The following is a 15,330-nucleotide window of genomic DNA, read 5'->3' as shown; positions in this document are numbered from 1 at the left end:
CTACTTACATAATTTTGTATTCATTTCAGTATTTATATAATTTATCAAGATACCACTTCGAAGGCCGCCACTGCATATGTGTATGTTAGAAAATTCACTATAGGTTAATAGAGAAGATATTATTTCACAACCTCCAAGTATATTATCTCTTCTTTTTTTGGACAATCCATAAATATTGTCTCTTTCCTTGTAGGAGGAATTCTTTAAATATTCGTGTAAAATTTTAAATTCATTAATAGATATAGAGAGAGTATTAGTTACACTATATGTGTAATTTTTATTATTATATATTTTTGCTAAGTTTTTAAAGGAACCACCTATACCTATAAGTGGAAAGCCATTAGTACCTTTTAACCAAGAAATTTGGTTAAATATATTATTGAAAAAATTTTGATCATAACTACACTCTATATAATTGCCTAAAGAATTAAACTTTATTGTTTCACTGACATTTATAGCTCCATAGGGTAAACTAATGGAATCCACAAATGTTTTATTGCTTACATGAATTAGTTCTGTGCTACTTCCTCCAGTGTCCATAATAACTCCATTATGTATAGGGCATTCTTCCATAACTCCAAGGAATTCAAAAAATGCCTCTTCCTTAGGTGATAGTATTTTAATTTTAAGATTTGATTGTTTTTCTATTGTATCTATAACATAGTCGCTATTTTCAGCTTTCCTTAATGCTTCAGTACCAACAGCAATTATGGTACTCACATCATTTATGATGCAACATCTAATATACTTTTTAAGCAAACTTATTGCAGCCGCTAATTTATCATGAGAAATACTTTTATTGATATTCAAATTTTCACCGAGCATTAAGTGCTCTTTGTCTTTATCAAGTATCCTAATATTATTTTTTGCAATAATATCAACTATAAGTAAATGAATAGTATTTGAGCCTATATCAATAATTCCAACTCTATGCACATAATTCACCCTTTCAAAGGATTAGTTATATATAAATATATAGTAAAATAGCGAAAAATAAAATAGATATTATGTTAATACTTATGCAATATAAAGATGTTATATTATATGAACTTTTTTAAATTATAATCGTATTACTCTATGTGAAAAATAATTTGTTAAACATTAGGAGGAATGAAGTTTGAAGAAATTTTTAAGTGTCATATTAGGGGGACTAATGATGATTTCATTAGTGGGTTGTTCACCGGGAAATAAAGAAATTGTGAAGGATGTTCCTACTGCAGATTTAATGGAGACAGCGTTAGGTGCTGGTGAGTTTCCTGGACTTAGAGATGTTCAAGAAGAAGAATTAATTCAGTTATATCATTTAAATAAGGATGATATAGAAGAAGCTAAAGTAAATATGCCTATGATGAATGTTCAAGCTCATGAAATAGCAATTATAAAAGCTAAGGATGGAAAAGTAGATGCAGTTAAGGAATCAATAGAAAAAAGACATGAAGATATTTATAATATTTGGTCACAATACTTGCCAAATCAATTTGAAATGGTTAAGAATAAAATTATAGGAACAAAAGGTAATTATGTATATATGATTATAGCAGAAGATGCTACTAAGATCGAGAATGCTATACTAGAGAAACTTAAATAATGTGTCATTTATAAAAATCGAGGTATTTATCTCGATTTTTTGCTTTGGCTTTGTTTTAATACAGTATTGATAATATATAGTTCTAAAATCAACAACCATTTAAAACAAAGTCTTTATTTTAAAAAATATTTTCATATTATATAAGTTACAAATTAGAATTATAAGAAACATAATACAGTAATCATAAATTTTGTGATACAATATATTAAAGAATATATGGTGCGCAACAGTATTAAGTAATTTTAAAGTATCTATGTTGTAGAAAGTTTATGAATTGTTGAAGTAAATTTACTTTAAATTTGATGTAATGGAGTGGGAAATTTGTTTAATGAAGTATTACCATATAAAATTTTTATAACCTTCTTATTTTATGGAGTTATGGGATGGATATTAGAGGTTATATATCATATTTATACAGATAAAAAATTTATTAATAGGGGATTTTTATATGGTCCCATATGTCCTATATATGGCATATCCGCTATTGTAATAGTATATATGCTAACACCTGTAAACCATAATATCTTTTATGTGTTTATTGGGGGAGCATTAACAGTATCCTTAATAGAGTATATTACTGGAGCTATATTAGAAAAAAACTTTGGGACAAAGTGGTGGGATTATAGCGAAGAAAAGTTTAATATTAAGGGATATGTATGTATGAAGTTCTCTATTATTTGGGGTATATTAAGTGTTTTTTTTATAAAATTTATTCATCCAGAAGTAAATAAATTAATCTTAAATGTATCAAATAATATGTCCTTATTTTTTTATTCACTTTGCTTAATTGTATTATCTGCAGATATGGTATTAACAATAATACATTTATTTGAATTTAAAAATATATTAGAAGAATTAAAACAAATAGCAGGGGAGATTAAAAAGAATTTAGATATGTTAAAGGAGAGTGCACAGGATAAGAGCGTAATAATAAATATAAAGAATAAGCATAATATATTGTCAGAGAGATATAATGGAGTATTTCTTAGAATCAATAGTGGACATAGACATTTTATTAAGGCTTATCCAAGAATAACATCTATTAAATATGAGAAATCATTACAAGATATAAAAAATAGAATATATAATAAGTTAAATAAAAAAAATAAACACTCATAACTTTAAATAAGAGTTATGAGTGTTTTGAGAATATAATCATTAAAATCTTTCCATTTCCATTAGTAATAAGTTACATTTATCTAAAGCTTTTATAAATATTTCCTCTTCATATATCTCAATACCATCCTTATGATTCATATTTATTTCCCGATTATCCATAGTATTTATTTGAATTTTTCCATGGCATAGGAATAAATATCCTTGTCTATTTTTTCTTATGTCAAAATTATAATTCTCATTAATATCTAAAGAAATCTTATATAAATTTATATCATTACCACATTTTATGGGAGCTAGTCCATTATTATTACTTACAATATACGTACATGTCTCATTGGTATTAGGTGGTGAATAAATTTTTATATATTCTGTAAATAATTTATTGTTTCCAATCATAGACAACTGCAGAAATTCTAATTTATCATCATCCATATTTGTAACGTAAAAGGTTAAGTCTTCACCACCATTAAGATATAGTAGATCATTTTTGTGCAAAATTTCAATATTGCCTTTATTATCATTATAAATTAAGGATCCTTTCTCTATAAAAATTATACATTCCTTTCCAGAAGCTACATTATTATGAATACCACTTCTAACATTTAAAGTAATTTCTTTCATATCACAGATAATTCCAAAGTTAATTGATTTATTATAGGAGAAGTGATTTGTGAGCTTGCAGTAATGAATATCTTCTTTATGCATTTCTTCAGAAATCTTTTGTTTCAACATATTAAAATCTCCTTTAACATATTATATTTTTTTATCTATATATATTATTTGTAGTTTTTAAAATTAAATAGGTGGTATGTTTTTCACAATAAACATATACTTAATAAAGTAATATATATAATTCAAGTGTTACAAGTATTTTATTGAATAATTAATAAATACTTAAGCTAAAGTTTATAGACAATAAAATAAATATGCTTTATTATATACATATGTTAATTTGAGTTAGAGTTTTTAAAAATTTTCATGATTGAAAGGGGAATTGGCATTGAATGGAATAATAAAATTTTTGAAAGATTGGATAGTGCCAATAATTGTGGCTGTAATTCTAGCTACATTAATTAATAAATTTTTATTTTTTAATGTTAGAGTACCGACAGGCTCTATGTTTCCAACTATTAAACCTGGGGATAGAATTTTAGTTTTGAGAAATCATAGCAAAAATTCGTTACAAAGAGGAGATGTAGTCGTGTTTCACAATGATGAAACAGAAGATGATTTAATTAAAAGATTAGTTGGTCTTCCAGGAGAGAGTGTGGAAATTAAATCTGATGGGTCATTGTATATAAATGGGACTTTATTAGATGAGCCTTATGTTAAATATCCTAGTGAATTAACTGGTAATTTTAATGTACCTGAAGGTCATTATTTATTTTTAGGAGACAACAGGGCAGATTCTGCAGATGCAAGATATTGGGAAAATCCTTACATACCATATGAACAAATAATGGGAAAAGGAAAATTTATAATATATCCATTTGATAGATTAGATAGTTTTAAATAATAATGAAAAGCATAATATAACTTTATAGAGTTATATTATGCTTTTCATTTTATAAAATATTAATTTATAGTTATAATTTATTGGGTTTTGCGGATAATAAAATTATTCAAATCAAATATAATTTAGAACAATATTAAATTTAAATTAAAGATGATTAACATTATGTTTGGTTTTTCTTCAAAAAAATATTTTTTTATTGAATTGTAAAGAGCAAATGATGAGATTAGAAGGGAGTCTTAAGTGATGGAAAAAGAAAAGAGGCTGTCTCATACGGCCTATGGCGGTGTACATGGTGATGACTATATTCCATTTGTGGCCACTGATGTAGCAATGCCAGAGTTAAGTATACATTCACTAATTCTTGGAATAATATTTGCTACGATATTTGCAGCTGCTAATACTTATTTGGGATTAAAGGTAGGGCTTACAATAGCAGCAGGTATACCAGGAGCAATACTTGCTACAGGAATATTAAAAGGATTATTTAGAAGAAATAATATTCTTGAAGCTAACATGGTGGCATCTATTGCGGCTGGAGGAGAATCAATTGCAGGTGGAGTAATATATATTTTACCAGCTGTCATATTATGGGGAATGGAACTTAAAGTATCAACTATATTTATAGTTACAGCTCTTGGAGGACTTTTAGGAGTGTTTTTTGTTACTCCATTAAGAAGATTTTTAATTGTAGAAGAACATGGTAACCTTATATATCCAGAATCTATGGCTGCAGCTGAAGTCCTAGTAAACGGTAGTGAAGGTGGTGCTGGATTCAAAACTGTTTTAGCAGGGCTTGGAATTGGAGCAGTTTATAAGGTATTATCAGGTGGCTTTAAACTTTGGTTAGAAGAACCAGAGTGGGTTATAACGCCATATCAGGGAACTATATTTGGTGTTAATGCATTAGCATCACTATTAGGAGTTGGTTTTATTGTTGGAACTAAAGCTTCAGCTTTTATGTTTGGTGGTGCATTAATTGCTTGGTTAGGTCTGATTCCTCTCATAAAGTATATTGGAGCAGGATTGACACAGCCACTATTCCCAGCTGACACTATAATAGCTGATATGGGAGCTTGGGATATATGGGGTAAGTATATTAGATATATTGGGGCGGGGGCTGTTGCAGCAGGAGGATTTATATCTTTAGGTAAATCTATGCCAACCATAATTAAATCTTTTAAATCAGCTATGGCTGGTATTGGTGGAAATGCAAATGTCCAAGAGAATAGAATTAATCAAGATGCACCAATAGTGTGGGTAATAGGAGCCGCTGTATTAGTATTTATATTAGCTTGGTTATTACCACAAACTAGAACTGGACCATTAGGGGCATTATTAGCTATAATATTTTCCTTTTTCTTTGCAGTAGTATCTGCAAGGATGGTAGGTATAATAGGAGCATCTAACAATCCAGTTTCAGGTATGACAATTGCTACCTTATTATTTGTAACAACTATTTTAAGAATAACTGGTCATGTTGGGGAAAAGGGCATGATGTTATCGGTTATAGTTGCGGGTATTGTATGCGTAGCTATAGCTGTTGCAGGAGGAACAGCTCAGAGTTTAAAGACTACATATATAGTTGGAGGTTCTCCAAAAAATGTTCAAGTAGGTATGTATATAGGCTTATTGGTTTCTGCAGCTGCAGTAGGATATATTATATTAATGTTGCATAATACTTATGGTATGGGTTCTAAAGATGTTCCTGCACCACAGGCAAATCTCATGGCAATGATAATTGAAGGTGTTATGACTGGTAAATTGCCTTGGGAGCTTGTATTTGTAGGAATCTCTATCGCTGTATTTTGTGAGATTTCAGGTCTTCCAATATTACCTGTAGCCTTAGGGTTATATTTACCAATCCATTTAAGTGCAGCTATATTATTTGGAGGCTTAGTGAGAGTAGTTGTTGAAAAAAGATTTAAAAATAATGAAGAATCACAAAAGGCAAGTGTAGAAAAGGGTATATTAATATGCTCTGGGCTTGTAGCAGGAGATGCATTGATGGGGATAGTAGTTGCTGTATTTGCAGGGATAGGGGTAAATATAGGCTTTGGAGCAAATATAATTCCAGCAGTGACGCAGAGTCCAATATTTTCTATAATAATATTCTTTCTATTAGGATCACTAGTTTATAATATCGCAACAAGAGAAGCTTAAAGTATAGAGGTTTTATATTAATAAGAAATTTAATAATAAGCTAAGAGCCCTATGGCTCTTAACTATTTTGTGGGTGATGTAATGAATAATTTAAATAAAAATAAAGAAAAAGATAATTTTCTTTTATATGTACCTGAAATAAAACATAGGGAGTTTGGAATTCAAGATGGTAAGGTAATTTTATATTTTCAGCATAATAAATTAATTGAGAGGTTTGCTAGATGGCTAGTGAAAAAAAGTAATAACAGTGATATAACTTTAGATGATCAAGGATCAACAGTTTGGATACTTATAGATGGCAATAGAAATATTTATGATATTGCTGTAGAAATGTCAAAGAAATTTGGAGACAATAAGGATGTGGCTATTGAGAGAGCAGTGAGATTTTTATCTTACTTAGCAAGAAGAGGTTGGATAAAATTCAAAGTATCAAGAACCGCTGAGAATAGTATAAATTAGCAAACTTTCTTTTATATAATTTAAATAAGAATAACATAAGAAAGTCTTAAACTATAATATGAAGTTCTAATTAATCTAATTTTATATTTAAGTCTATTTGTATAATACATAAACTTAATTGAAATTTATATATTATTAAAAATAATTATCTTTAAAATTAAGGAACTTTTTAGTTCCTTTAATTTTTTAAGAATATGAATTGTAAAATTTTAATAAACTACTATAATAGATTATATATAAGTTGCAGTAATAATACTTCATAAATAATTAACAATGTAATAAATCATTATTTTAGCATTAGAATGAGGTAGTATTATTGAAAATATATAATTATTAAAATAAGATAGTTGAGGTAAGTGATATGATTATTGGAGATATTAAAATTGGCAGAATAGTAATCCCTTTAAATAAGCCATTTAAAACAAGAACAAGAATATGTAAATATTCAGAAGAAGTTGTAGTAAAATTATATAGTGATGATGGGCTGGTAGGGTTCGGAAGCGCGGCTCCTGCACCTACAGTTACAGGGGAGACTGAAAGTTCAATAGTTGGAGCAATTAAGCATATAGGTGAACATATTAAAGGTATGGATTTAGATCATATACAATATGTTATAAATACAATGGATGAATGCATGAAAGGTAATAATAGTGCAAAAGCAGCACTAGAGATGGCTATATACGATTTGTGGAGTAAAAGAATGAATACACCACTTTATAAATTACTAGGAGGGTATAATTCCACAATTCTTACAGATATGACAATACAGCATGATTCAATGGATGCTATGGTAAATAATGCTTATGAAGCAGTTAGAAATGGATATACTACACTGAAGATTAAATTAGGACATGATCCAGAGAAAGATTTAGAGAAGGTTACATTCTTAAGAAAAGCTATAAGAAAAGGAATAAAATTAAGAATTGATGGAAATCAAGGATGGACACCTAAAGAAACAATTAAAATAATTAAAAAGATAGAAGAGATGGACATAGACATTGAATTTGTTGAACAACCAGTAAAGGCATGGGATATAGAGGGCTTAAAATTTGTGAAAGATCATGTAGATACAATGATTTTAGCAGATGAATCTGTCTTTGGATCGCCAGAAGCTTTTAAAGTTATTCAAAATAGAGCTTGTGATTTAATCAATATAAAATTAATGAAAAGTGGCGGAATACAAAATGCAATAAAAATATACAATATGGCTGATACCATGGGTATAAGATGTATGGTAGGATGTATGCTCGAGAGCAAAATAGGTATCACTGCAGCAGCTAGTTTTGCAGCTTCAAGAGGGAATATGATAATATCTGATTTAGATACTATGATATACTTTGATCAGGATCCTATTATTGGAGGAGCAACTTTTGAAGGCAATAAAATTATTTTATCTGAGGAACCAGGGCTAGGTATTACAGATATATTAGGCTGGGAAGAAATAAAATAAGGCATATAACACAAAATAGACCAGAATACTGACTAGTTATTTTTTTGAATATGCCTGATATAAAAGGATGTGGTTGAGTGGATAAAACTGTACAAGAAGAATTACAAAAACAGTTAGAATTTTCCATGGAGGAAGAGCGACTAAAGGAAATTATAGAAATTATTAATGATGAGATACTGAAATATATTGATAAGAGAAAAGCTGTTTTAGAGTATATTCTAGATTACAGAAAAAAGGTAATTGAAGAATTTAAAGATGATGAAGATAAGCTAATTGAATACTTTGACCATGAAAGATATGTAAAAGAAGAAAATTTTAAGTTAATAGATAGGAAGCTCAAGGAATTAACAGTTTTAAAAAGTTCTCCGTATTTTGGTAAAGTAAGTTTTAGAGAAGAAGATTTTGGAATTGAGAGCATATACATAGGAAGATTTGGCGTAACTCTTGAGAATTCCTTTGACCCATTAATAGTAGATTGGAGAGCACCTATAGCATCTTTGTTTTATAATGGAGGTGGAGAAAATGCACATTATGAGGCACCAGTAGGTGAGGTATGGGTATCTATATTAGCAAGATACCAATATATTATCAAAAAGGGAATTTTGCAAGGTCTCTTTGATTCGGAAGTTGACATAAAAGATGATATACTTCAAATGGTATTGAGTAAAAACTCATCTGATAAGCTTAAAGATATAGTTATGACTATACAAAAAGAGCAAGATATTATAATAAGACAGCCCAAAAACAAAATAGTAGTAGTGGATGGAGTCGCAGGTAGTGGAAAAACCACTATAGCTCTACACAGAATAGCATATTTAATCTATAACTATAGAAAGATCTTAGAGGGAAAAGTACTTATACTTGGACCTAATACAATCTTTATGGAATATATATGCAATGTTTTACCAACGCTGGGCGAAACAGGAGTTTTTCAGACTACCTTTAGAGATTTAGCTATGGATATTTTAGATGTTGATAATGTTATGGATATGAAAGATGTAATGGAACGAGTATTCTCTAAAGATGAAAAGTTCATTAAAACTCTTCAATATAAAAAATCCTCTCAATATGTAGAATTTTTAGATAGATATATAGAGGATCTAAATCATGAATATTTCGCTTGTAAGGATGTTGTATATAGAGGTTTGGTGGCTGTGACTCAAGTAGATATGGAAAAAATGTTTAGAGAAGATTTCTTATCATTACCATTGTTTAGAAGAAATAAAAAAATAAAAAGAATTGTATTTTCGAAACTAAAAGATATTAGAGATGAAAAAATTAGAGAGATTGAAGAACACTTTAAAAAAGAGAAGGAAAGCTATAATAAAGAAGAGCTTAATCTTCATATTAATAATATTGAATTTAGAAGAAAATTAGCTATTAAGGAATTAATCTATGATTTGATTAAAGTAAAAAACTCTCTAAAGTATTTAAATGGACAGAGTATAGAGAGCTTGTATAGTATTTTAAATTGTGATGAAACGTATACAGAAGAAGATTTAATAGCTATGTTATATCTGAAAATTAAACTACAAGGATTAAAGCTAAAGCAGGAAATTAAACATGTGGTTATTGATGAAGCTCAAGATTATTCAGAACTTCAATTTAGAGTTATAAGAGCAATTACGGGTGTGAAATCTATGACTATTGTGGGAGATGGAAATCAAAGACTTTTATCTAATGGTGAAGAAGTTCCATTAAAGCATCTAAAGGACATATTTAAAGATGTAGAAGTAGATACATTTAAATTGGATAAGAGTTATCGATCTACAAAGGAAATTATGGAGTATAGTAATAGATTTATTAAGGATACTAATTTAATTCCTATGGTAAGAAGTGGAGAGGTAGTTGAGGAAATCACCATAAGTCAACAGGGAGAGTTGAAAAATTTCCTTAAGAGTTATATTAAAGATATGAAGGAGAACGGGCTAGAAAATATAGCTATAATTTGCAAGGACTTAAAGAACTCAGAAATAATTAATGAATTAGTAAGTGATGAGTTTAATACTAAATTCATAAATAAGGACCATGCTCATGGAGGTGAGGGAATATTTATAATACCTAGTTATTATGCAAAGGGATTAGAATTTGATGGAGCTATAGTAATAGCCGATGAAAGTGAAATGATTAATCCTAATAATATAATGTATGTAATGTGTACTAGAGCACTTCACAAGCTATATATAATAAAAACAAATAAATAATACTAAAATAATCAGGGTTAGAAGTAAATTCTAACCCTGATTATTTTAGTATTATTCATATTTTAGTATTTTATTAATTATTTTTTCAGTATATTCATTAGCTTTAATAAAGTCCATATTTGGCACATAAAGTGCTTCTAAGTCATCATGAAAGGATTTAGCTGTGCTTATGCATTTTAATCCTTTGCTCATCAAGGAATAGAAAAATTCTTTTGATTCATCTATGAATTTTTGATTTTTTTCAAGGAATTCTTTATTTAGAAAATCATTCATATCATAAACTTTACCATTAAAGTCCTTTTGATTTATTTCATTTGAAGTAACAATTGCAACATTTAACTCAGGAATTATAATATGCTCTATTTTTTCAGGAATTAGCGGAGTGTGTAAAATTTCTACATAAAGTCCTCTTTTTACAGCTTCATCAGAAATATATTGAAGAACTCGCGTTTTACCAGTGCCAGGACCTCCATTAAGTACATATATATTTGGAATATCTTCTATAATATTATCTATAAAGGTGATAAAGCCTTCATTTGTAAAGGCACTAGCGAATAGATGACGTTCCTTACCAATGGGACCAAGTTCTTGAGAAAGAATTTCATTTTTAAGATTATCCATAAATATATTAAAATTTTCTCTATCTAAAGCTTTATTATTATAATAGTGCCAATCATCATATAGAGCTTTTGCTGATGCGAAATATCTGTAAGCACGTTTAAAGCATTCTCCAATTTCCTTATTAGTATTTAGTATAGAGAATTTGGTATTCTTGAAATTTCCTTCTATTAAACAGTCTCCCATATTTAAAATTTCATCTATGCTGCCTGGAGTTATTGGATCTATCATATGAGGAGATGTTCCATCCAACAGTGCTACATTTAGTCCTTTAATAACTAATCCATCAAGAGAATTTAAATCAGAGGAACAATGATGCAGTTCTACATCGTATCCTTTATCAGAAAAATATTTACCAACAGTTTTCATTAATGATGATTTACCAGTACCAGGTCCTCCTTTTAAACATATTATACGCCTAGCCTCTTGTTGAGAAAGGATATAATTAAAATGTGAGTAGAACCCTTTATGGGTGTTTCCACCTAAAAAATAGTGAATAGTTTTATGAGACATATATAATAATCCTCCTAACAATTTTTGCTATTACATATTATTCTATAGATGCTTAAATGTTAATATATATTAGTTAATATTTTACAATATTTACATTTTAAATAGTAACAAGAAAATTTATCATAATAAAAAGAAGAATCCATATAATTAAATATGAATTCTTCTTAGCAAAATTAATTTATTTTATAAGAGAGTTTATGTTAATAAATAGAAGAATAATCGCTATCCACTGTGATTATAGCATTATGATTTGGCGAAATTTTTTTTAGCTTTTCATTGATTAGTCTTTGTAGTTTTAATTCATCTTCCTTTGTATTAACTTCACTTCTTTTTACAACGACATCAAAGATAAGGTTTTTATAATCACCTTCACCAACTACTCTAAAATCATGAAAAGAAATAACTGTGGAAATCTCTTCTAGTACTTGAGAAATTTCTTCTTTAGCATTTAAAATTTCTTCATCATTAGTGGTAACTGGATCCATATGAATAAGTAAATATATACCTAGCTCTGCAGATATTTCTTTCTCAGCCCTATCAATGATTTCATGAGCTGTAATAACAGATATATCAAGAGGAATCTCTGCATGAATAGATGCTATGGTTCTACCAGGACCATAGTTATGAACTAATAGATCATGGACTCCATCTATGTGATCGTAAGATAGAAGCATTCTTTGAATCTCTTCTACTAATTCCTTATCTGGTGCATTTCCTAATAGTGGATTAAGGGTTTCTTTTATTAGACTATAGCCAGCATATATTATAATTCCAGACACGATTAAGCCTATATATCCATCTATGGGTAAATCTGTATACCTTGAGATAAACAGAGAAATAAGTACTGTAGAAGACGAAATTACATCACTTATAGAATCTATGCTGGATGCTTTAAGTGCTGAAGAATTAATTTTATTACCAACATTTTTATAGAACCTACTAAGCCAGATTTTAAATCCTATAGAAATAAAAAGTAGTATAAAAGCAACAGTAGAAAACTCTACGGGAGTTGGATTTTTAATCTTAGTTATGGAGGTTTTTACAAATTCAAAACCTACAGACAGAACTAAAAAGGCCACGATTAATCCTGAGATATATTCGAGCCGACCATGACCAAAAGGATGTTCTTTATCAGCGGGTTTGTTAGAAAGTTTAAAACCAAAAATAGTGACTAGTGAACCTCCTACATCAGAGAGGTTATTTACTCCATCAGCTATAACTGCAATACTATTTACAAGTAAACCAACACTGAGTTTTATAGCAAACAATATTATATTAACTACAATTCCAACAATTCCACCTAGATAACCATATTTTTCTCTAACTTTTTTACTCTTAGTGTTGTTGCTATCTTTTACAAATGTTTTAATTAACATATTAGAAATCAATATACTTACCTCCTTATATACATAATTCCTATTATAGCATAAACAGATTGTACAATATACATTAGTGAATGTTTATTTATTTGAGAATATTTATAGAAAGAGTTATAATTATTTTAATATACTATTATCAAATTTTATTTTAAGGGGGTTAAGTTATGACAGTAGAATTAAAGTTTGCTCATGAGCTTATAAATTTTTTATATGAGAGCCCTACAGCTTTTCATGCAGTTGAAAATGTAAAAAGCCAATTGCAAATGGCTGGATTTATAGAGTTGAAGGAGGAAGATAGCTGGAGTTTAACAAAAGGAGGTAAATACTACACTACCAAAAATGGATCTGCATTAGTTGCATTTACTATAGGAACTGGGGAAATAGAAGAGGAAGGCTTCAAAATTGTTGGAGCTCATACTGATTCACCGACGTTTAGAATTAAACCAAATTGTGAGATGACATCAGAAAATAATTATATAAAATTAAACACAGAAATTTATGGAGGTCCTATAAGAAATACATGGATGGATAGACCACTTTCAGTAGCCGGCAGAGTGGTTATAAAAGGAGATAATCCGCTATTTCCAGTGCATAAATTACTAAATATTAAAAGACCTATTCTTATAATACCTAATTTAGCTATACATATGAATAGAGAGGCTAATTCAGGATTTGAATTAAATCCACAGAAGGACACATTGCCATTACTTGCAATGGTAACTGAAGAACTTGAGAAAGAGAACTGTCTTGTAGAAGTCATTGCTAAAGAGCTAGGGATAAAAAGAGAAGATATAATAGATTTTGATTTATTCTTATATGAATTTGAAAAAGGTTGTATTGTAGGATTAAATGAAGAATTCATATCTTCAGGAAGATTAGATGATCTTCAAATGGTGCATGCAGGAATCGAAGCTATTAAAGATGCTCCCATATCAAAGGGAACTAATGTTATGGTTTGCTTTGATAATGAAGAAGTTGGAAGCTCTACAAAACAAGGAGCAGACTCTGATATGTTAGCTAATATTTTAGAGAGAATATTAATAAATTTAGGTAAAGGTAGAGAAGGGTTATTTAGAGCGCTATCTAAATCTTTCATCATCTCTGCTGATAATGCTCATGCAGTACATCCTAATAGTGGTGAAAAGCACGATCCAACTAGCAGACCAATAATTAACAAAGGACCTGTTATAAAGATCAATGCTAATTGTGCTTACACTTCTGATGCTGATTCCTCAGCAGTTTATGAAAATATATGTAACTTAGCAGGGGTACCAGTACAGAAGTTTGTAAATCGTTCAGATGCTAGGGGAGGTTCTACCATTGGACCAATATCCGCTACCCATCTTAATATTCGTTCAGTAGATATTGGAAATCCTACACTTTCAATGCATTCTATTAGAGAGTTAGCAGGTGTCAAGGATCACGTTTATGTAATGAAGACCTTCTTAGAATTTTATAAGCTATAATTTAGTATGGGAGGCTGTCTCAAAATGCATAAATATGCATATGAGCAGCCTGTTTTCCATCATATGCCTAAAATACCTATTTTATATCCCGAAATATTCTGCAAAACCATAATTTTTAAAATAAAATTAAGGCTGTTTCAAAAATTTTTGTATATCATACTCATTTTGAGACAGCCCCTTTACTTAAAGGAGCTAGATATGAATAATTTAGAAAAGTTATATGAATATTATCCACCGTTAAAAAAAATTAATAATGAGAATAGAGGAGTAATTGAAAATAATGTTATTTTTAAAACCTATAATTTTCATCAGGAAACCATAGAAGAATATAATAGTTGTGCAGGATTTATGTTTGTAGTTAAGGGGAAAATTAATATATTTAAAGTTAATGAAAATGGAGAAGAAACACATCTTTATACTATTGGAGCTGGTGAAATTTGTCACGGAGCATTATCTTGTATATTATTTAATAAACCAATAAATATTAGAGGAATAGCTTTAGAGAAAACAGAAGCATTTTTTATGCCTATGGAAATATTAAAAGGTTATTTATTAAAAGATGAGATATTTTTAAAATATATATATATTAGTCTTCATGATAAGTTTCAACTTCTTATTGAAAGTATGGAGAATATAACTCATGACAGCGTGGAAAATAGACTGGTAAAGGCTATGAGAAAAAAAGAAAGCAATATTATATATACTACTCATGAAAGTTTAGCTAAGGAAATTGGTTCATCTAGAGAAGTGGTTAGTAGAAAGCTCAAATCTTTAGAGAGAGCGGGATATTTAAAACTTGAAAGAGGAAAGATTCAAATTATAAAGAAATTAATAACCATCAAAGATATATAAATTAAT

At 29.0% G+C, this 15,330-nt stretch carries 13 protein-coding genes; 9 read left to right on the top strand and 4 right to left on the bottom strand.

Annotated elements, in window-relative coordinates:
- Positions 1–936, bottom strand: coding sequence for a Ppx/GppA phosphatase family protein (locus tag ACI48Q_RS17090; RefSeq protein ID WP_474920322.1), 936 nt, complete (start codon positions 934–936; stop codon positions 1–3).
- A gap of 181 nt (positions 937–1,117) precedes the next feature.
- Here ACI48Q_RS17090 and ACI48Q_RS17085 point away from each other — a divergent pair, with 181 nt between their 5' ends.
- Both ACI48Q_RS17085 and ACI48Q_RS17080 read left to right on the top strand, forming a co-directional pair.
- Positions 1,118–1,588 (top strand): DUF4358 domain-containing protein, encoded by a 471-nt coding sequence (locus ACI48Q_RS17085; protein WP_474920321.1) that lies wholly within the window; start codon positions 1,118–1,120, stop codon positions 1,586–1,588.
- Between the two features lie 321 nt (positions 1,589–1,909).
- Entirely contained in the window at positions 1,910–2,707 is a 798-nt protein-coding gene (locus tag ACI48Q_RS17080; protein ID WP_474920320.1) for a putative ABC transporter permease, read from the top strand.
- 39 nt (positions 2,708–2,746) lie between these two features.
- Here the strand turns inward: ACI48Q_RS17080 and ACI48Q_RS17075 are convergent, their stop codons facing one another.
- On the bottom strand, positions 2,747–3,439 hold the full coding sequence (locus ACI48Q_RS17075; RefSeq protein WP_474920319.1) for a pirin family protein: 693 nt from the start codon (positions 3,437–3,439) through the stop codon (positions 2,747–2,749).
- Between the two features lie 268 nt (positions 3,440–3,707).
- On the opposite strand from ACI48Q_RS17075, the gene lepB reads away from it, so the two are divergent.
- The 5 genes from lepB (at position 3,708) to ACI48Q_RS17050 (ending at position 10,496) form a co-directional block, all read left to right on the top strand.
- Positions 3,708–4,223: a signal peptidase I gene (gene lepB / locus ACI48Q_RS17070; RefSeq protein WP_474920318.1), complete on the top strand. Its 516-nt coding sequence runs from the start codon at positions 3,708–3,710 to the stop codon at positions 4,221–4,223.
- Positions 4,224–4,466: 243 nt separating this feature from the next.
- Complete coding sequence (locus ACI48Q_RS17065; protein ID WP_474920317.1) at positions 4,467–6,383, top strand: OPT family oligopeptide transporter; 1,917 nt, start codon at positions 4,467–4,469, stop codon at positions 6,381–6,383.
- Positions 6,384–6,464: 81 nt separating this feature from the next.
- A complete protein-coding gene (locus tag ACI48Q_RS17060) occupies positions 6,465–6,842 on the top strand; it encodes a PqqD family protein (protein WP_474920316.1) in 378 nt (125 codons plus the stop codon).
- A gap of 361 nt (positions 6,843–7,203) precedes the next feature.
- Positions 7,204–8,292 carry a dipeptide epimerase gene (locus ACI48Q_RS17055; protein ID WP_474920315.1) on the top strand — a complete coding sequence of 363 codons (1,089 nt, stop codon included), beginning with the start codon at positions 7,204–7,206 and terminating at the stop codon, positions 8,290–8,292.
- Between the two features lie 77 nt (positions 8,293–8,369).
- Entirely contained in the window at positions 8,370–10,496 is a 2,127-nt protein-coding gene (locus ACI48Q_RS17050) for a HelD family protein (RefSeq protein WP_474920314.1), read from the top strand.
- Positions 10,497–10,547: 51 nt separating this feature from the next.
- Here the strand turns inward: ACI48Q_RS17050 and ACI48Q_RS17045 are convergent, their stop codons facing one another.
- Both ACI48Q_RS17045 and ACI48Q_RS17040 read right to left on the bottom strand, forming a co-directional pair.
- The gene (locus ACI48Q_RS17045) at positions 10,548–11,627 is read right to left on the bottom strand and encodes a PRK06851 family protein (protein WP_474920313.1); all 1,080 of its coding nucleotides are present in this window, start codon (positions 11,625–11,627) and stop codon (positions 10,548–10,550) included.
- 200 nt (positions 11,628–11,827) lie between these two features.
- The gene (locus ACI48Q_RS17040) at positions 11,828–13,015 is read right to left on the bottom strand and encodes a cation diffusion facilitator family transporter (protein WP_474920312.1); all 1,188 of its coding nucleotides are present in this window, start codon (positions 13,013–13,015) and stop codon (positions 11,828–11,830) included.
- A gap of 155 nt (positions 13,016–13,170) precedes the next feature.
- Between ACI48Q_RS17040 and ACI48Q_RS17035 the strand changes: the two genes are divergently transcribed.
- The gene (locus ACI48Q_RS17035) at positions 13,171–14,472 is read left to right on the top strand and encodes a M18 family aminopeptidase (RefSeq protein ID WP_474920311.1); all 1,302 of its coding nucleotides are present in this window, start codon (positions 13,171–13,173) and stop codon (positions 14,470–14,472) included.
- A 198-nt stretch (positions 14,473–14,670) separates the two neighbouring features.
- Positions 14,671–15,324: a Crp/Fnr family transcriptional regulator gene (locus ACI48Q_RS17030; RefSeq protein ID WP_474920310.1), complete on the top strand. Its 654-nt coding sequence runs from the start codon at positions 14,671–14,673 to the stop codon at positions 15,322–15,324.
- Positions 15,325–15,330 lie beyond the last annotated feature (6 nt).

Source organism: Clostridium sp. LXY-7, from assembly GCF_056172015.1.
Note: the sequence above shows the minus strand (reverse complement) of the source record. Positions and strands in the feature narration are given on the sequence as shown.